Source organism: Pyxidicoccus sp. M15, from assembly GCF_056858435.1.
In genome coordinates, this window is the sequence record NZ_CM166495.1 from 10,918,049 (window position 1) to 10,934,914 (window position 16,866).

Here is a 16,866-nt window from a genome sequence, read left to right on the forward strand (position 1 = left end):
CTGGGAATCTCGGCGTTGTGGGGTGGAAGCGCGCTTGCCAGGAGCCCAGCGGCTCCAGCGAGCCCGGCTTGCAATGCCGAGTGCAAGAAAGAGCGCGAAGCGTGCGCCAGGTACTGCAACAAGCGCCGCATGGGAACGGACTGCGGCCTGGCCTTCGGAATGTGCCTTGGAGCATGCCATCAGCAATGCGACGCCAATGCGAAGGGCAAGAAGCAGTGCCGGGCTGGCGGCGGCACTCCGTGAGCAGGCGCTGATAGCGAAAGTGGCCGCTGCATCGCCGGCGGGTTCTTCGCGCTTGAGCTTCTGGAGCGTCACCGCGTGCAGGGCCCGCCTCTGTGACCCTCACAGCCCATGGCAACGAGGCACGATCGAGAACACCAACGGTCTGCTTCGCCAGTACTTCCCGAAAGGGACAGACCTGTCCAGCCACTCCCGCGAGGAGCTCGCCACTGTTGCAGCTGCCCTCAACAACCGGCCTCGCAAGACTCTTGGATGGAAAAACGCCCGCCGAGGCTCTCGACGCTCATCTATGCGCACTCCAACGAGGTGGCGTTGCGACGACCCCTTGAATGTAGGCAGTACGCCAGCGAGGACTACCGGGAGCGGCTGGCCGAGCACGGCATCACCTGCCCGATGAGCCGCAAGGGCAATTGTTGGGACAACGCGGTGGTCGAGAGTTTCTTCAGCAGCCTGAAGATGGAGCTGGTCCACACGCGCAGCTTCCGGACGCGCGAGGAGGCGAGGCTGGCGCTGTTCGAGTACATCGAGGTGTTCTACAACCGGAAGCGCCGTCACTCCTCACTCGGCTACGTCAGCCCAGCCGAGTACGAGCGTGCGGCTGAGGTGCAGCGGCAGGTAGCGTAGTCAACCTGTCCACCGAGGCGGGGGCGCGCTCAGGCGGACGCCCTCCGCAAGCAGCAGCACCTCCGGGGCGAGCGCGTCCTCTGGCGGGCCGATGGCCATCCGAAGGTGACCCAGGTGCTGCTGAACAAGTGGATGCGCCGCATCCAGCGGCTGGCCGGGCTGAAGGTGACGGGGGCATCAACATCCTTCGCCACACCTTCTGCTCCCGGTTGGCGATGGTCGGAGCCCCGGCGAAGGCCATCCAGGAGCTGGCCGGGCACCAGAACCTCTCCCCAGCGGTCCATGCGCCTGCGCCCGGCAGCCAGGTCGGCGGTCAGCCGGACGCTGGTGGGCCGAAGCAGGAGGCCCAAAATGAAAACGGGCTGGAGACCTTGCGATCTCCAGCCCGCTTCATGACGTGGTCGGGGAGACAGGATTTGAACCTGCGACCCCTTGGTCCCGAACCAAGTGCTCTACCAGGCTGAGCCACTCCCCGATATGTCCGTCCGCCGGTGGTTGCCTCTCGGGACCGGCGAAGTGCGGCCGGTAGTACCCGAGCCGCCCGGCTGAGTCAACGGCCTCGGATCACCTTTTCTTCCTCCCCCTCCCCGCCTCCCTGCACCCCGTCCCACCCTCCCCCGCAGTCCCCCCTGACCCCATCTCCCCCTTCCCAACTCCCTGACATTCCGGTACTCCCGGAATGCAGCCCCTCCTGCCCCGCTGAAAAGGTTACACTGCATTGCAGCAGCACGACTCCATGACGCCCCCCGTCGTCCTCATCTCCGATGACGATGCCCTCATCGTTTCGGCCCTCGCCCGTGAGGCGAAGCGGTCCGGGCTGACGTGTATCTCGGACACCACCTCGGAGCGCGTCCTGGAGCTGGCCCGGCAGCACCGGCCCGCCGTCATCATCCTGGACATCAACCAGCACCACGACGGACGCGACCTGCTCGCCAGGCTCAAGCAGGACCCCGCCACCCGCGAGTGCAAGGTCATCATCCTCAGCGGCGTCGAGGACCAGTTCACCCGCCACGTCTGCTTCGAACTCGGCGCCGACGACTACGAGGTGAAGCCCTTCGACCCCACCTTCATGACCCGCGTCGCCCGCCTCGCCACCTCCGTCGCCCGCACCCGCGCCTGACGGAATGCCCCAAACGGCGCGCGCGCCCTCGCGCGCCTCAGGGCCGCAGCGAGCGGATGGCCTGCGCGTAGTCCTTCGAGCCGAAGACGTAGCTGCCCGCCACCAGCACCGTGGCGCCCGCCGCCACCACCCGCTTCGCCGTGTCGGCGTTGATGCCGCCGTCCACCTCGATGTCCGTGTCCAGCCCGCGCGCGTCGAACATCGCCCGCAGCCGGCGCACCTTGTCCACCGTCGACTCGATGAAGCCCTGCCCCCCAAAGCCCGGGTTCACGCTCATCAAGAGCACCATGTCCACGTCGCCCAGCACCTCTTCCACCGCCGACAGCGGCGTGCTCGGGTTGAGCACCACCGACGGCTTCGCCCCCGCGGCGCGAATCTGCTGAAGCGTCCGGTGCAGGTGCACGCTCGCCTCCACGTGCACCGTCAGCACGTCCGCCCCCGCCTTCGCGAACGCCTCCACGTAGCGCTCCGGCTCCGCAATCATCAGGTGCACGTCCAGCGGCTTCGTCGTCGCCCGCTTGATGGCCTCCACCACGACCGGGCCAAGCGTGATGTTCGGGACGAACCTGCCATCCATGACATCCACGTGAATGAGGTCGGCACCGGCGGCCTCCACGGCACGGACCTCTTCGGCGAGGCGGCCGAAGTCAGCGGACAACACAGAGGGGGAGATGCGGACGGGGCGGCGCATGCGGCGCTTCATACCCGCTTCGGGCGCGCCGGGTGTGGGGAACGTGGCCGCCAGCGTCCACCGGAGAGCAGGTGACCGAGCAGGTGGGGCCCCCGGGCGGCCGACCTGTCGCCCGTGCTACAACCCTGAAGCCCTCGCGGCCGCTGGCCGCTCTTCACCCGGAGCCGCCCCGGTGCTTTCCCAGCCCGCCCAGCCTCAAACCCCTGACCTGAGCCGCCGCCTGGCGAAGCTCACCTCCATCCTGGATGTCGCCAAGGCGATGAGCGCCGAGCGCGACCTCGACCTGCTCCTGCCCCTCATCCTCTTCGAGGCCACCAAGGTGGTGGAGGCGGACCGCTGCTCGCTCTTCATCCTGGACCGCGAGCGCAACGAGCTGTGGAGCAAGGTGGCCCAGGGCTCCAAGAACGAAATCCGCCTCCCGCTGGGCAGCGGCATCTCCGGCCAGGTCGCCCAGACGGGCGCCGTCATCAACATCCCCGACGCCTACTCGGACCCGCGCTTCAACCGCTCGTTCGACGTCTCCAGCGGCTACCAGACGAAGACCATCCTCTGCGTCCCCATGCGCGACGCCAACGGCGAGGTGACGGGCGTCATCCAGGCCCTCAACAAGCTCGACGGCGGCAGCTTCAACGCCGAGGACGAGGAGCTCCTGCTCGCCCTGGGCGCCCAGGCCGCCGGCGCAATCGAGAACGCCCTCCTCCACGAGGAAATCAACCGCCTCTTCGAGGGCTTCGTCTCCGCCTCCGTCGTCGCCATCGAAGCCAGAGACCCGACCACCGCCGGCCACTCCGGCCGCGTGGCCGACCTCACGGTGTCGCTGGCCCAGGCGCTCGAGCACCTGTCCACCGGCCCCCACGCCCACGTGCGCTTCTCCCCCGTGGAGCTGCAGGAGCTGCGCTACGCGTCGCTCCTGCACGACTTCGGCAAGGTGGGCGTGCGCGAGCCCGTCCTCGTCAAGGCGGAGAAGCTCTACCCGCACGAGCTGGAGGGGCTGCGCGCCCGCTTCCAGCTCGCCCGCAAGGACTTGCAGCTGCAGAGCTACCGCCGCCGGCTGGAGGCCGTGAAGGTCCGCGGCGACAAGCACCTGCCCGAAATCGAGGGCGAGGAGCAGGAGCGGCTCACCACCGAGCTGAAGAAGCTCGACGAGGTGTTCGAGTTCATCCTCACCTGCAACCGCCCCACCGTGCTCGCCCAGGGCGGCTTCGAGCGCCTCCACGAGCTGGGCCAGCTGCGCTTCGACGACGCCAACGGGCAGGCCCAGCCCCTGCTGCTGCCCCGTGAAATCCAGTCGCTCTCCATCACCCGCGGCACGCTCTCTCCCGAGGAGCGCCGCGAAATCGAGAGCCACGTCGAGCACACCTACCGCTTCCTCTCCCAGATTCCGTGGACGCGCACCCTGCGCCGCGTGCCGGAAATCGCCTACGCCCACCACGAGAAGCTGGACGGCACCGGCTACCCGCGCGCCGAGAAGGCCATCCCCCTCCAGTCCCGGATGATGTCCATCTCCGACATCTACGACGCGCTCACCGCCAGCGACAGGCCCTACAAGAAGGCCGTGCCCCACACGCTCGCGCTCGACATCCTCAAGCGCGAGGCGGACTCCGGCCAGCTCGACAAGGCGCTGTTCACCGTCTTCGTCGAGGCGGAGATTCCCCGCCGCGCCCTCCACGACAAGAAGCAGGCCTGACACACGCCTGACGCCATGAAGAAGGGGCCCGCGGAAGACATCCCGCCGGCCCCTTTTCTCTACCCAGCGCTTCCGCGCCTCAGCCGATGGTGTGCAGGCGGAGGCTGTTGATCTTCCCCGGCTGGCCCACGGGCGCGCCGAAGACGATGACGATGCGGTCGCCCTTGCGGCCCAGGCCGCGCGCGATGAGCTCCTCCTCCACGCGCCGCACCATGGCCTCCGTCTCCTGGATGGGCTCCAGCACGCGCGGCACCACGCCCCACAGGAGCGCCAGCCGACGGCGCACCTCCTGGTTGGGGCTGAAGGCCACAATGGGCACCGGCGGCCGGTAGTGCGCCAGCAGCCGCGCCGTCACGCCCGACAGGGTGAAGGCCGCAATCAGCGTCGCGCCGCTCGCCTTGGCCGCCTCGCACGCCACGCGGGCAATCACGTCCGGGAAGTGCTGGGGCAGCCCCAGTGGCGCCTCGATGAAGCGCGGCGGGCTCTGCACCCGCGCGGACGACTCCGCCGCGAGGATGATGCGCTCCATCATCTGCACGGACTCGATGGGGAACTTGCCGCTCGCCGTCTCGCCCGAGAGCATCACCGCGTCCGCGCCGTCGTACACGGCGTTGGCCACGTCGCTCGCCTCGGCGCGCGTGGGGCGCGGGTTGTCAATCATCGAGTTGAGCATCTGCGTGGCCACGATGACGGGCAGGCCGCGCAGGTTGGAGCGCCGGATGATGTCCTTCTGGACGGCCGGCACCTCCTCGGGGGGAATCTCCACGCCCAAATCGCCGCGCGCCACCATGACGCCGTCCGTCTTGTCGAGGATGGCGTCCAGGCGCGCAATCGCCTCCGGCTTCTCCAGCTTGGAGATGATGGGCACCGTGCGGCCCACCTCGGCCATGGCCTGGCGCGCGGTGTCCAGGTCCGACGGCTGGCGCACGAAGGACAGGGCGATGAAGTCCACGCCGGCCTTGAGGCCGAAGACCAGGTCCTCGCGGTCCTTGGGCGTCAGGGCCTCCGCGCGAACGGCGACGCCGGGCAGGTTGATGCCCTTGTTGTTCTTCAGCGTGCCGCCGTGGATGACCTGCGTCTTGATGAGCTTCTGCTTGTCCGTCTCCAGCACCTTCAGCTCCAGCAGGCCGTCATCCAGCAGGATGCGGTCTCCCGGATTCACGTCCGCCGCGAGGAAGGGGTACGTGGTGGACACGATGTCGTCCGTGCCCGGCACCGTTTCATCGGTGGTGATGTGGAAGGTGCCGCCCTCCTTCAATTCGGTGCTGCCCTTCACGAAGCGGCCGGTGCGAATCTTGGGGCCCTGCAAGTCCCCGAGGATGCCCACCGCCTTGCGCACCTTCAGCGAGGCGGCGCGCAGCTTGGCGATGTTCTCCGCGTGGTTCTCATGGCTGCCGTGGGAGAAGTTGAGGCGGGCCACGTCCATGCCGTTCTCCAGGAGCGCTTCGAGCATCTCCTGGCTCTGACTGGCGGGACCGAGGGTGCAGACAATCTTCGCTCTTCGCATAGGGCTCGCGAGAATGGGTGGACCTCATGGACGCGTCAAGCACGCTCCACGGGTGGTTTCGCTCGGTAAAACGGTAAATGAGCCAGCGAGCAGCGGAGCGTTGGACGCGTCAGCCACGCAACAGGACGCCGAGGTTCTCCCGCTCCCAACGCAGCGCGGCGGCGTAGTGGGGGTACGTCCGCTCGCGCTCCCGGAAGGCACGCGGGTGGTGGACGCGGCGGCCGCCTCGCGCGTTGCTCGGGAAGAGCTGGTGGAGCATCTCGTGGAAGACGATGAACTCCACGAAGAAGGCCGGCACCTCCGGCCTGTCCAGGGCCGGATGGATGCGAATCTCGCGCGTCTGGTGGTCATAGACGCCCAGGCGGATGGACTTGCGGCGGCGGCGGGGCGGCATGCGGCCCCAGCCGATGCGGGCCTGGATGAGGCCTTGAAAATGGGCGTCGTTGACGCCGTCGTAAAGCGCCTTCAGGTCGAAACAGCGGCCGCGCGGGTTGAGGTCGGCGTCGGTTTCGCGGCGCACCTGGCGGATGCGCGGCTGCTGGCCGCGGATGTACTCGTCGAGCACGCCGCCCGCGCTGCGGTGGCCCCGGCCGGCGTAGTCCGCCACCGCGCGCACCACCGGCTCCGGCGCGTCCAGGAACATGTGGTGCAGGCGCAGCTGCAGCACGTTGGCGCCCCGGCGGAAGGACACCATGGTGGAGCGGTTGTCCGTCACCGACAGCCGCACGGGCATGCCCAGCTCCGCGCTCAGCCGCCAGGCGAGCGACTCGGCGCGAGACCACAGCTCCTCGCGCGTGGGCGTGAGGTCGAGCATCCGCGGGGCTTCCTCCGCCACGCGGTTGCGCGGCGGAGGGGGGCGGGGCTGCGGCGGCGCGGGAGCGGGCGGCGCGTCCCGAGGCTCCGGCTCGGCGGCCGTCGCGGCGCGGTTGGCCGCGGACATGCCGCGCGGGAAGAAGGACATCTGCTGGCGGAGGTGCTCGGGGGTCACTCGGCCGCCCATCGTACCCGCCAACCCTGGGGACTCAAGGCCGGCGGCAGCCGCCTGCCTCCCCTCCGTCAGCCCGTCAACCGCGTCAGAAGTCAACGTCCCGGGATTCCGATGGACTCACATCCCGGCGTGCGGCCTGTGCGCGTGGCAAGCCCGCCCGCCAGGGCACTCGCGGAGTGACTTCAGGACGTGGACGGGGGCGCCTCCGCGTGGCGCGACTTGAGCAGCCGCTCCAGCCGCTCCGGCTCCATGCGCACGACGAAGGTCTTCTCGCGGGTGAAGGTCACCTGTCCGTGCGCCCCGCCCTTCACCTTGCGCACGAACTTCACCGGCACGTAGCTCACCTCGCCGCGCGGCTCGCCCTTCGCGGAGGAGTGGTGCAGCGCCAGGTGCGCCGCGTCCAGGAGGACTTCCTGCGCCACCTCCTGGCCCTTCTCGAGCGGCAGCACCACGTGGCTGCCCGGCACGCCGCGCGCGTGCAGCCACAGGTGCCACGGCCGCGCCACCTTGAAGGTGAGCGTGTCGTTGTCCTCCGAGCCCCGGCCCACCCAGATGCGCGCCCCGGCATGGCCCAGGTACTCCTTGAAGGGGCGCCCCTCCTGCGTGCCCTCGCCGCCCGTGGCGAGGTGGAGCACCTCGACCTGCGCCAGCAGCGCGGCCTCGTCCAGCTTCTCAATCTGGGCGAGCGCGCCCTCCGCCAGCGACACCTCGCGGGCCAGCTCCGCCTCGCGGTGGCGCGCCTGCTCCACGCCGCGCAAGAGCCGACGGTACTGGTGGAAGTGCCAGTCCGCCTCCTCCTTCGGCGTGCGCTTCGGGTCCAGCGTCACCTTGACCTCCCGCGCCCCCTCCTCCGTGTACGCGGTGAGCGTCACCTCGGTGGCGCCGCGCTTGAGGCGGTAGAGGTTCTGCGCCAGCAGCTCGCCCAGCCCGCGGTGCTTCTCCGCGTCCGGCCCGCGCGAGGCCTCGGCGCGGACCTTCTCCAGCGTGCGGGACGAGCGCTTGAGGCGCGCGCGGTACGGCTGCGCCAGCCGGCGGCGGATGCTCTCCGCGCGGCTCGTCTTGTCCCGCGCGCCCAGCAGGCGCTCCGCGGCCCGGGCGTACGGGAGGTCATCGCCCTCCACGGGGACGAGGCGCGAGGGCGCGCTGCGGCCCTTCGCCAGCGCGTCGGGCGGCAGCGGCTCCGGGGGCGTCCACGCCGCGCCCGGGTAGAGGTTGCGGCGCTGTGCGAAGCCCTCTCCGGAGTGCATCAGCACGCGGCCGTTGTCGCTGAGCAGCAGCAGGCCCCCGGGAGCGCCCAGCTCCATGACGAGGCGGCGGCGCACGTCCTCGCGCTCGAAGTCCAGCTCCACCACGCGCTCGGCCTCGCGCCAGCGGGCGCCGTGCAGCTTGAAGCCGGTCAGCTCGTGGCGCAGCCACCGCTGGAAGGGGGCGGGCTCACCCGGGGTGGGGAAGCGCTCCTCGGCCACCGACACGCGGGCCAGGTCGCCCTCCGCGCACAGGCACAGCACCACCGAGCGGCCGGGCACTCGCAGCTCGACGTAGGCCAGCCGGGGGAGCGGGCACCAGGACTTCTGCGCCACGGCTCCGGTGAGGCGTGCTCCCACCTCCGCCACCACCTGCTCCAGCTCCACGGGACGCAGCGACACGAGGCCCTCCAGCGCAGAAAATGAAAACGGCCCGGCGGGTTTCGCCGAGCCGTTCACCGGACGTCAACTCACGTCCGCTCATGACTGCGTACTGCTCAGGACTCCGGGGTCGCCGGGGCCGCAGTCGTCTTGCTCGCGCGCTTGCGGGCAGGCGCCTTGCGAGCGGCCTTGCGAGCGCCACCCTTCTTGGCCGCCGCCTTCTTGGTGGCGGTCTTGCCCGCGGTCTTGCGGGTGGTGGTCTTCTTCGCCGCGGCCTTCTTGGCAGTCTTCTTCTTGGCAGCCATCAGAACCTCCAGGTTCGGTGAATTTGGCCCCGTCAACCAGGACCCTGCACTCTTCTTGATGGGAGTGAGTGCTTGAAGTGAAGAGTACGGGCGCCATGCGCGTGTGTCAACGCATGGTGATGTATTGCAACGCGCTTCAAGGCCGATTTTTCGGCATCGGGCGGGTTTGGAGGCCCGAAACGGTGCCTCGCGGACACTCCGAGGCGCATGCGGGCGTCGCGCGCGAGGCCGAATTTCCGGCTCCGGACGCGTCGGAGCGACTTTCGCGCCGCCGCCGAGCGGGGCTTCGCGGCACCTGAGCGACCAGGCACGCGGCGCTTTCCGCGTTGGGAGGCGGGGTCTACGTTGCGCCCCCACCATGAGCACCGACGCGCTGACCTTCCCCGCGGACTTCACCTTCGGCGTCGCCACCTCGGCGTACCAGGTGGAGGGCGGCATCGAGAACGACTGGGCCGAGTGGGAGCGCGCCGGAAAGCTGAAGGAGCCCCACGCGCGCTGCGGCCTCGCGGTGGACCACTGGCACCGCTACGAGGAGGACTACGCCCTGGCGCGCGCGGTGGGCGCCACCGCGTTCCGCATCTCCCTGGAGTGGGCGCGAATCGAGCCGGAGCGCGGGCGCTACGACGGTGTAGCGCTGGAGGCGTACCGGGAGCGGCTGCTCAAGATGAAGGCGGCGGGCTTGAGGCCGGTGGTGACGCTCCACCACTTCACCCACCCGACGTGGTTCCACCGCGAGACGCCGTGGCACCAGCCGGCCAGCGTGGACGCCTTCCGCCAGTACGCGCGCCAGTGCGCGGCGCTGCTGGAGGGACTGGACGCGCTGGTCATCTCCTTCAATGAGCCCATGGTGCTGCTGCTGGGCGGCTACCTGCAGGGCGCCATTCCGCCGGGCGTCGCCGACGGCGCGAGCACCATGCGGGCCATGGAGAACCTGGTGCGCGCCCACGCGGCCGCGCGCGAGGAGCTGCTGGCGCGCCTGGGCCGCGTGGAGCTGGGCATCTCCCAGAACACGCTCGCCTTCGCGCCGGACCGGTGGTGGCACCCGATGGACCGCGCCCTGGTGCGGCTGGGGGCGCAGGCCTACAACCATGCCTTCCACGAGGCGCTGGCCACCGGGAAGCTGCGCGTCACCATGCCGGGCGTGGCCTCCACGCGCGTGGACATCCCCGCGGCGCGCGACTCGGTGGAGTTCATCGGCGTCAACTACTACACGCGCGCGCACCTGCGCTTCGTGCCGCGCCCACCCTTCATCGAGTTCAAGTACCGCGACACGCGCGGCCGGGGCCTCACCGACATCGGCTGGGAGGACTGGCCCGAGGGCTTCCTGCAGAGCCTGCGCGAGGTGAAGCGCTACGGGCGGCCGGTGTGGATTACCGAGAACGGCATCGATGACCGCGGCGGCGCGCGCCGGCCCCACTACCTCCATACGCACCTGGCCCAGGTGCTCGCCGCGCGGCGGCTCGGCGTGGACGTGCGCGGCTACCTCTATTGGAGCCTGCTCGACAACTTCGAGTGGCTGGAGGGCTGGGGCCCGCGCTTCGGCCTCTACCACGTGGACTTCGACACGCTGCAGCGCCGCCCCACCCCCGCCTGCGACTACTTCCGGAGCGTGGCCACCAGCCGCCGGCTCGTGGCCCCGACGGGCGGCTGACGCTGTCCGAAGCTGGGACAGCGACCCGGGTCACCGACTGAAACAAGGTCGCAAGTGACTTGAACGAGGACGGATTTCTACCGCTCCCGCAGCAAAAATCAGCCACACCACAAGAATTCCACTCTCACCACCTTGACTTGACCAACCGATACGCTGCCTGATGCGGGACCAACCGGACGGGCTTCTCGTTGCCATGAGGAAGCCCGGGGTCGGCCACTCACACACCAGGAGCAGCCCCTTCATGAAGAAGATGTGGTCGAGTGTCGTTGCCGTCGCTACCGCCCTGAGCTTCACCGCCTGCCAGAGCGAGGAGCCGAAGCCCGCCGCCGAGGCGTCCGACTTCCAGCTCATCGGCGGTCAGGTCATCGACGAGGCGTTCTTCGCCGAGAACAAGCATGGTGCCTGCGCCACGGTGGACTTCGGTCCCACCGAGGCCCGCCGCGCCCCGACGCCGGAGGAGGCCGCCGCGTTCGAGAAGCGCGCCTTCGCCGACAACATGGTCAACGTCGCGTGGCACGTCATCACCAACGGCACGGCCGGCAACGTGACGGACGCGCAGATTGCCCAGCAGATGGCGGTGCTGAACGCGGCCTACCTCGGCAAGGGCTTCCAGTTCCAGACGGTCTCCATCGACCGGACCAGCAACTCCAAGTGGTACACGATGGCGCCGGGCTCGCGGAACGAGACGAACGCGAAGACGGCGCTGGCGAAGAGCCCCGCCACCACGCTGAACATCTACACGGCGGCCCCGGGCCAGGGCCTGCTGGGCTGGGCCACCTTCCCGTGGTCCTACGCGCAGACCAGCCCCCAGGCCGGTGTGGTGCTCCTGCACAGCTCGCTGCCCGGTGGCAGCGCGGCGCCGTACAACCTGGGTGACACGGCCACGCACGAGGTCGGCCACTACCTGGGCCTGTACCACACGTTCCAGGGCGGTTGTAACGCCCCGGGCGACTCCGTGGATGACACGCCGGCCGAGGCCTCCGCGGCCTACGGCTGCCCGGCGGGCCGCGACACCTGCTCCTCGTCCGGCGCGGACCCCATCTACAACTTCATGGACTACACCGACGACTCCTGCATGAACACGTTCACCGCGGGCCAGGTGACGCGCATGGCGTGGGCCGCCTCCACGTACCGCCCGAGCCTCTAGGCCGGACACGGCCGCAAGCCGTCTGAAGCGCGAAGGCGCGGCACCCTCCACCCGAGGGGCCGCGCCTTCTCTTTTCCCGCCGCTTCCTTCAGCCCAGGGCGGCGCGGTAGTCCACGTCCTGCTCCTCGCCGGGGCCGTCGAGGTCCGCGTCGGCGGCGGCGAAGAAGCGGCGCACGCAGGCCTCCACGGCCTGGGGCATGTCCAGCGTGTTCACCTCCGCGCGGAAGGCGGCGGCGCCGTGCAGGCCGTGGGCGTACCACGCCAGCTGCTTGCGGAAGGAGCGCACGGCGCCCAGCGGGTCGCCCATGAAGTCCAGGTGCGCGCGCAGGTGCTCCAGCACCAGGGCGCAGCGCTCCGCCGGCGTGGCGGGCGGGCCGCCCGAAAGCTCGCGGAATATCCACGGGTTGCCCAGCGCCGCGCGGCCAATCATCACGAAGTCGCAGCCGGTGGTCTCCAGCATGCGCCGCGCGTCCTGGGGCGTCTTCACGTCCCCGTTGCCCATGAGGGGCAGCTCGGGGAAGTGGCGCTTCAGGTCGGCGATGACGCTCCAGTCCGCCTGGCCCGAGTAGCCCTGCTCGCGGGTGCGGGGGTGGATGGCCAGCGCCGCGCAGCCGGCCTCCTGCAGCGCGGCGGCCATCTGGAGGTAGTTGCGATTCTTCGCGTCCCAGCCCGAGCGAATCTTGCAGGTGACGGGCAGCCCGGTGGCGGCGCGAATCTCGCGGACGATGTCCGCGGCCCGGGGCACGTCGCACAGCAGGGCGCTGCCGGCGCCGTTCTTCGTCACCTTCTTCACCGGGCAGCCCATGTTGATGTCGATGATTTGCGCGCCGGACTCGCGGCCCACCACCGCGGCGCGGGCCATGGCCTCCGGCTCGCCGCCGTAGATTTGCAGCGAGTACGGCCGCTCCACCTCGGCGTCGTAGCGCAGGTACTTGAGGGTTCGCTGGTTGGCCCGCATCAACCCCTGGGAGCTGACGAGCTCGGTGGGGCAGAGGGCGGCGCCCAGGCGGAAGGCGATGACCCGGAAGGGCATCTCGCTCACCCCGGCCATGGGGGCGAGGATGTAGGGGTTCGGCAGGGAGTAGGGACCGAGCTGCGGCATGAAGGGCGGGGAACCTAGCGGAACATCCAGGAGCTTGCAGGCCCTGCTCATGAGCCTGCGCGGCCCGCACCTAACGGTTAAGGTCCGTCCCCATGTTCCGCTTTCGTCTCGGGAGCATTCCCGTCGAAGTCCAACCGAGCCACCTGCTCGTGTCCGGCATGATTGCCTGGACCTCCATTGAAGGGGCCCAGGGTGGCTGGCCCTTCCGCCAGGTGGCGGGGGCGCCCGCGCTCGGCCACGCCAGCGCGATGGTCCTCTACGTCCTGTCCTGGATGTTCATCGTCTTCGTGTCCGTGCTCGTCCACGAGCTGGGGCATGCCCTGGCCAGCCGGCTGTTCGGCTACCGGCCGAGCATCGCGCTCGCCTGGATGGGGGGCCACACGCTGCCCAATGACCAGCCCGGCCCCCTGCCCTGGAAGCGCAACCTGCTCATCACCGCGGCCGGGCCCTTCTTCGGGTTGATGCTGGGGCTGGGGTGCTGGGCGGGTTATGCGCTGCTCAAGGGCCGCACGCCCGCGCTCGACTTCTTCCTGGGCACCTTCGCGCTGGCCAACCTCTTCTGGGCGGTGCTCAACATGATGCCGGTGCTGCCGCTGGACGGTGGCCACATCACCACCACGCTGGCGACCCGGGTGTTCGGCGCCCGGCGCGGAATCCTCCTGGCGCAGGGGCTGGCCCTGCTGGTGTGCGTGGGCGCGGTGGTGTTCGGGCTGAAGACGGGGTTGATGATCTTCACCCTCATCTTCGCCATGTACGGCGTGCAGGCCTTCCGCCTGGTGACGGACGTGCTGCGCAGCACCGACAAGGGCGTGGACGCCGCGAAGCTGCGGGGGCCGCTGGCGGAGAAGCTGCGCGAGGCGCAGGCGGCGCTCAAGGCGGGCCAGTTGGACGAGGCGCGGCGGCTGGGCGCCGGGGTGCTGGAGACGGAAGAGGGGCTCACGCCGCAGCTGGCCAGCCACGCGCACCACCTGCTGGGGTGGGTGGCGCTGAAGGAGGGCCACGGCCGGCCCGCGCTGGACCACTTCTCCCAGGTGCAGGGCGGCGTCGCGGTGGAGCCGCACGCGGTGGCGGCGGCCTTCTCGCTGGTGGGCGACGACGCGCGCGCGGTGGAGTGGTGGAAGCAGGCGTGGCAGACGTCGTCGGACCGCACGGTGATGCACGAGTACGCCGGCACGCTCATCCGCCTGGGCCGCGAGCAGGACGCGCTGCGGCTGCCGGGGTTGGACCCGGCGGCGGCCTACACCTGCGCGGAGCGCGTGCTCTTCATCCGGGGCGCCTTCTCCGAGGCGGCCGCCGTGGGCGAGGCCGCGCTCCGTCATACGCCGAGCGCCACCATCGCCTATGACGCGGCGTGCGCCCATGCCCGCGCGCGCAATGCGCCGGAGGCCCTGCGGATGCTGCGCCGCGCCACGGAGCTGGGGTTCACCGACGGGGCCTACGCCGCCTCGGACGCGGACCTGGCGCCCCTGCATGGCAACCCGGCCTTCGAGGCCTGGCTGACGGAGCTGCGGCAATCCGCCGCCTCCTGACAGAGCCATGACAGGAGGGGGTGTTGATGCAGGGTGGGACTGAGCAGGTTGCGCTCCGTCCCAGTCCTGCTCTCACGAGGCTCCCTTGCAGACACCCTCTCCTGCCCTGTCCGCGGACAACGAGCGTCTCAACTGGCTGTCCTCCATCCCCTACTTCGCCGTGCACCTGATGTGCTTCGCCATCATCTGGGTGGGCGCGAAGCCGGTGGACGTGGCGGTGTGTGTGGGGCTGTACATCATCCGGATGTGGGGCATCACCGTGGGGTACCACCGGTACTTCTCACACCGGGCCTTCAAGACGGGCCGCGTCTTCCAGTTCATCCTCGCCTTCGTGGGCAGCACCTCCACGCAGAAGGGCGTGCTGTGGTGGGCGGCGAACCACCGGCACCACCACCGCTACTCCGACCAGGCGGAGGACATCCACTCGCCCATTCAGCGTGGCTTCTGGTGGAGCCACATGAACTGGATTCTGTGTGACAAGTACGGGGAGACGCGCATGGAGGCCATCAAGGACTTCGCACGCTTCCCGGAGCTGGTGCTGCTCAACCGCTTCCACCTGGTGCCGCCGGTGATGCTGGCCGTGGCGCTCTACTTCATCGGCGGCTTCTCCATGCTGGTGTGGGGCTTCTTCGTCAGCACCACCCTGCTGTGGCACGGCACCTTCACCATCAACTCGCTCAGCCACATCTTCGGCAAGCGCCGCTACAAGACGACGGACACCAGCCGGAACAACTGGCTGCTGGCGCTCATCACCCTGGGCGAGGGCTGGCACAACAACCACCACTACCACCAGAACACCGCCAACCAGGGCTGGTTCTGGTGGGAGGTGGACCTGAGCTACTACTCGCTCAAGGCGCTGTCCTGGGTGGGTGTGGTGGAGGGACTTCGCACCCCGTCCGAGGCCACGAAGTACGCCTTCCGCAAGTACACGGACGCGGAGCGCGCGGAGCTGGCCGCCCCCACCCGCTTCTGGGGCGCCACCGGCGCCCGGGCCCAGCTCGTCGCGGCGCGCGCGGCGGCCGGGGACGCGGCCAAGGCGGCCGGAGACGCGGCCAAGGTGGCAGGCGACAAGGTGCGAGAGGCGATTGCCGCCGCCGCGGACCACCTGCCCACCTCCGCGCCGTCCCCGCAGGCCCTGCTCAAGCGCCGCTGAGCGGGCCATACCGGAATACCCCGGGCGACGCCGTCCCGGGGTAGAGTCCCGCGCGCGTGCCCCTGCCGCCCTCCTCGCTGAAACCCGAAGCCACGCCCGCGCGTACCGGAGAAATGCCGGCACGCGAGCCCGTCGCCGACCGGTCCGACGAGGTGTTGATGGCGCGGTTCTGCGAGGGGGACTCCACGGCGTTCGACGCGCTCTTCCAGCGCTACGCCCGGCCCGTGCACGGCTACCTCTCGCGGCTGACGGGCAGCCCGTCCACGGCCGATGACCTGGTCCAGCTCACCTTCCTGTCGCTGGTGCGCGCCCGCGGGCGCTTCCAGCCCGGCTCGCGCTTCAAGCCGTGGCTCTACGCCATCGCCACCAACGCGGCGCGCGACTCGCAGCGCCGGGGCCGGCGCCCGGAGGAGCTGACCCCCGAGGGCGAGCTGCCCGCGAGCGTCCCCGCCGACACCCCGGGCCCCCGCGACAGCGGGCTCGAGCAGGCGGTGCAGCGGGCCCTGGCCCAGCTGCCGGAGGGGCAGCGCGTCCCCATCCTCCTGCACCGCTTCGAGGGGATGAGCTTCGCGGAGGTCGCCGATGCGATGGGCCTCACCGAGAGCGCGGTGAAGGTCCGCGCCCACCGCGGCTATGAGCGCCTGCGCGAGCTGCTCGCCGCCCTGCACCAGGAGACCACGGAATGAAGCCGGAGTGCTCGCGGGTGATGGACTCGCTGGGAGGACCGCTGCCCGCGGAGCTGACGTCGCACGTGGCCACGTGTGGGGACTGCCGGGCCCTGGTGGGCGGCTTCGACGCGCTGGGCGGCATGCCGGGGGCCCCGCCCGCCGCGGCCCCCGTCCCGAAGCTGGACGCCGCGCACCAGCTCGCCCTGAAGGAGCTGGCCGCGCACCCCAGGCCCACGCCCTGGTGGCGCGAGCTGCTGGTGCTGCTCGCCGTCTACGCGGCCGTGCTGGGCGGGGGACTGGCCTGGTTCAGCCGGGACGGGCTGGTGGGCAACCGGGCCCCGCCGATGGTGGTGGCCGCGGTGGCGCTGCTCACGCTGGTGCTGGTGGGCGGCGGTGCCTTCCTGGCGCTGGCACCTTCGCGGCGGCGGCTGCCGTGGGGGCTGGTGGCCCTGGCCGCGGTGGGCGTGGCGGCGGTGCAGGTGCTGGGCGGCTCCGGGCTCCAGATACGGCCGCCCATGCGGGGCATGCTGGGGTGCATGGGTTCAGAGGTGGTGCTGTCCGTGCTGCCGCTGGCCGTCGCGCTCGTGCTGCTGTGCCGCTCCGCCTTCCAGCCCGTGCGCGCGCTGGCCGCGGGCCTGTCCGCCGCCGGGGTGAGCCTCCTCGTCCTCCACCTGCACTGCCCGGACGGGACGGTGAGCCACCTGATGTCCGCGCACGTCCTGCCGTGGCTGGTGCTGGCGGGCGTGGCGGTGCTCGTGCGCTCGCGCCTGCCCACCCGCGCCTACGCCCCCTGAGCGCCGCGGAAGGGGCGCGGCGGGACCCGGGCGCT

General features: G+C 70.4%; 14 protein-coding genes, 1 tRNA gene and 2 pseudogenes. 10 read left to right on the plus strand and 7 right to left on the minus strand.

Going from position 1 to position 16,866, the window contains the following annotated elements:
- Positions 1–331: 331 nt before the first annotated feature.
- Positions 332–499 (plus strand): annotated as a pseudogene (locus tag ACX9TP_RS40220) (IS30 family transposase); the annotation flags it as partial.
- A gap of 77 nt (positions 500–576) precedes the next feature.
- Positions 577–864: pseudogene (locus tag ACX9TP_RS40225) on the plus strand (IS3 family transposase); the annotation flags it as partial.
- Positions 865–1,262: 398 nt separating this feature from the next.
- On the opposite strand, the gene ACX9TP_RS40230 reads toward ACX9TP_RS40225, so the two are convergent.
- A tRNA-Pro gene (locus ACX9TP_RS40230) sits at positions 1,263–1,339 on the minus strand.
- 261 nt (positions 1,340–1,600) lie between these two features.
- Between ACX9TP_RS40230 and ACX9TP_RS40235 the strand changes: the two genes are divergently transcribed.
- A complete protein-coding gene (locus tag ACX9TP_RS40235; RefSeq protein ID WP_482975980.1) occupies positions 1,601–1,984 on the plus strand; it encodes a response regulator in 384 nt (127 codons plus the stop codon).
- Between the two features lie 37 nt (positions 1,985–2,021).
- On the opposite strand, the gene rpe is transcribed toward ACX9TP_RS40235, so the two are convergent.
- The gene (gene rpe, locus ACX9TP_RS40240; RefSeq protein WP_482975981.1) at positions 2,022–2,675 is read right to left on the minus strand and encodes a ribulose-phosphate 3-epimerase; all 654 of its coding nucleotides are present in this window, start codon (positions 2,673–2,675) and stop codon (positions 2,022–2,024) included.
- Positions 2,676–2,847: 172 nt separating this feature from the next.
- On the opposite strand from rpe, the gene ACX9TP_RS40245 reads away from it, so the two are divergent.
- On the plus strand, positions 2,848–4,362 hold the full coding sequence (locus tag ACX9TP_RS40245) for an HD domain-containing phosphohydrolase (protein WP_482975982.1): 1,515 nt from the start codon (positions 2,848–2,850) through the stop codon (positions 4,360–4,362).
- A 79-nt stretch (positions 4,363–4,441) separates the two neighbouring features.
- On the opposite strand, the gene pyk is transcribed toward ACX9TP_RS40245, so the two are convergent.
- From pyk to ACX9TP_RS40265, 4 genes are all read right to left on the minus strand, one after another.
- Positions 4,442–5,869 carry a pyruvate kinase gene (gene pyk, locus ACX9TP_RS40250; protein ID WP_482975983.1) on the minus strand — a complete coding sequence of 476 codons (1,428 nt, stop codon included), beginning with the start codon at positions 5,867–5,869 and terminating at the stop codon, positions 4,442–4,444.
- 109 nt (positions 5,870–5,978) lie between these two features.
- A complete protein-coding gene (locus ACX9TP_RS40255) occupies positions 5,979–6,869 on the minus strand; it encodes a hypothetical protein (RefSeq protein WP_482975984.1) in 891 nt (296 codons plus the stop codon).
- A 170-nt stretch (positions 6,870–7,039) separates the two neighbouring features.
- Entirely contained in the window at positions 7,040–8,503 is a 1,464-nt protein-coding gene (locus tag ACX9TP_RS40260) for an NFACT RNA binding domain-containing protein (protein WP_482975985.1), read from the minus strand.
- Positions 8,504–8,598: 95 nt separating this feature from the next.
- Positions 8,599–8,787, minus strand: coding sequence for an excinuclease ABC subunit A (locus tag ACX9TP_RS40265; RefSeq protein ID WP_163999595.1), 189 nt, complete (start codon positions 8,785–8,787; stop codon positions 8,599–8,601).
- A 358-nt stretch (positions 8,788–9,145) separates the two neighbouring features.
- Between ACX9TP_RS40265 and ACX9TP_RS40270 the strand changes: the two genes are divergently transcribed.
- Together ACX9TP_RS40270 and ACX9TP_RS40275 are read left to right on the plus strand one after the other, a co-directional pair.
- Positions 9,146–10,438: a glycoside hydrolase family 1 protein gene (locus ACX9TP_RS40270; RefSeq protein ID WP_482975986.1), complete on the plus strand. Its 1,293-nt coding sequence runs from the start codon at positions 9,146–9,148 to the stop codon at positions 10,436–10,438.
- A 241-nt stretch (positions 10,439–10,679) separates the two neighbouring features.
- Complete coding sequence (locus ACX9TP_RS40275; RefSeq protein ID WP_482975987.1) at positions 10,680–11,585, plus strand: zinc metalloprotease; 906 nt, start codon at positions 10,680–10,682, stop codon at positions 11,583–11,585.
- A gap of 88 nt (positions 11,586–11,673) precedes the next feature.
- On the opposite strand, the gene dusB is transcribed toward ACX9TP_RS40275, so the two are convergent.
- Complete coding sequence (gene dusB, locus ACX9TP_RS40280; protein WP_482975988.1) at positions 11,674–12,687, minus strand: tRNA dihydrouridine synthase DusB; 1,014 nt, start codon at positions 12,685–12,687, stop codon at positions 11,674–11,676.
- A gap of 92 nt (positions 12,688–12,779) precedes the next feature.
- Between dusB and ACX9TP_RS40285 the strand changes: the two genes are divergently transcribed.
- From ACX9TP_RS40285 to ACX9TP_RS40300, 4 genes are all read left to right on the plus strand, one after another.
- A complete protein-coding gene (locus tag ACX9TP_RS40285) occupies positions 12,780–14,216 on the plus strand; it encodes a TPR end-of-group domain-containing protein (protein WP_482975989.1) in 1,437 nt (478 codons plus the stop codon).
- Between the two features lie 85 nt (positions 14,217–14,301).
- Positions 14,302–15,369, plus strand: coding sequence for an acyl-CoA desaturase (locus tag ACX9TP_RS40290; protein ID WP_482975990.1), 1,068 nt, complete (start codon positions 14,302–14,304; stop codon positions 15,367–15,369).
- 113 nt (positions 15,370–15,482) lie between these two features.
- Positions 15,483–16,055, plus strand: coding sequence for an RNA polymerase sigma factor (locus tag ACX9TP_RS40295; RefSeq protein ID WP_482975991.1), 573 nt, complete (start codon positions 15,483–15,485; stop codon positions 16,053–16,055).
- Positions 16,052–16,831: a DUF1109 domain-containing protein gene (locus tag ACX9TP_RS40300; RefSeq protein WP_482975992.1), complete on the plus strand. Its 780-nt coding sequence runs from the start codon at positions 16,052–16,054 to the stop codon at positions 16,829–16,831. Before ACX9TP_RS40295 ends, ACX9TP_RS40300 begins: the two co-directional genes overlap by 4 nt.
- The last annotated feature ends 35 nt before the right edge of the window (positions 16,832–16,866 follow it).

Excerpts from the sequence above, each read along its gene's own strand:
- ACX9TP_RS40235 (WP_482975980.1), top strand. The coding sequence starts at position 1,601 with ATGACGCCCCCCGTCGTCCTCATCTCCGATGACGATGCCCTCATCGTT.
- ACX9TP_RS40270 (WP_482975986.1), top strand. The coding sequence starts at position 9,146 with ATGAGCACCGACGCGCTGACCTTCCCCGCGGACTTCACCTTCGGCGTC.
- ACX9TP_RS40300 (WP_482975992.1), top strand. The coding sequence starts at position 16,052 with ATGAAGCCGGAGTGCTCGCGGGTGATGGACTCGCTGGGAGGACCGCTG.
- ACX9TP_RS40255 (WP_482975984.1), bottom strand. The coding sequence starts at position 6,869 with ATGGGCGGCCGAGTGACCCCCGAGCACCTCCGCCAGCAGATGTCCTTC.
- ACX9TP_RS40295 (WP_482975991.1), top strand. The coding sequence starts at position 15,483 with ATGCCGGCACGCGAGCCCGTCGCCGACCGGTCCGACGAGGTGTTGATG.
- rpe (WP_482975981.1), bottom strand. The coding sequence starts at position 2,675 with ATGCGCCGCCCCGTCCGCATCTCCCCCTCTGTGTTGTCCGCTGACTTC.
- pyk (WP_482975983.1), bottom strand. The coding sequence starts at position 5,869 with ATGCGAAGAGCGAAGATTGTCTGCACCCTCGGTCCCGCCAGTCAGAGC.
- ACX9TP_RS40285 (WP_482975989.1), top strand. The coding sequence starts at position 12,780 with ATGTTCCGCTTTCGTCTCGGGAGCATTCCCGTCGAAGTCCAACCGAGC.
- ACX9TP_RS40265 (WP_163999595.1), bottom strand. The coding sequence starts at position 8,787 with ATGGCTGCCAAGAAGAAGACTGCCAAGAAGGCCGCGGCGAAGAAGACC.
- ACX9TP_RS40275 (WP_482975987.1), top strand. The coding sequence starts at position 10,680 with ATGAAGAAGATGTGGTCGAGTGTCGTTGCCGTCGCTACCGCCCTGAGC.
- dusB (WP_482975988.1), bottom strand. The coding sequence starts at position 12,687 with ATGCCGCAGCTCGGTCCCTACTCCCTGCCGAACCCCTACATCCTCGCC.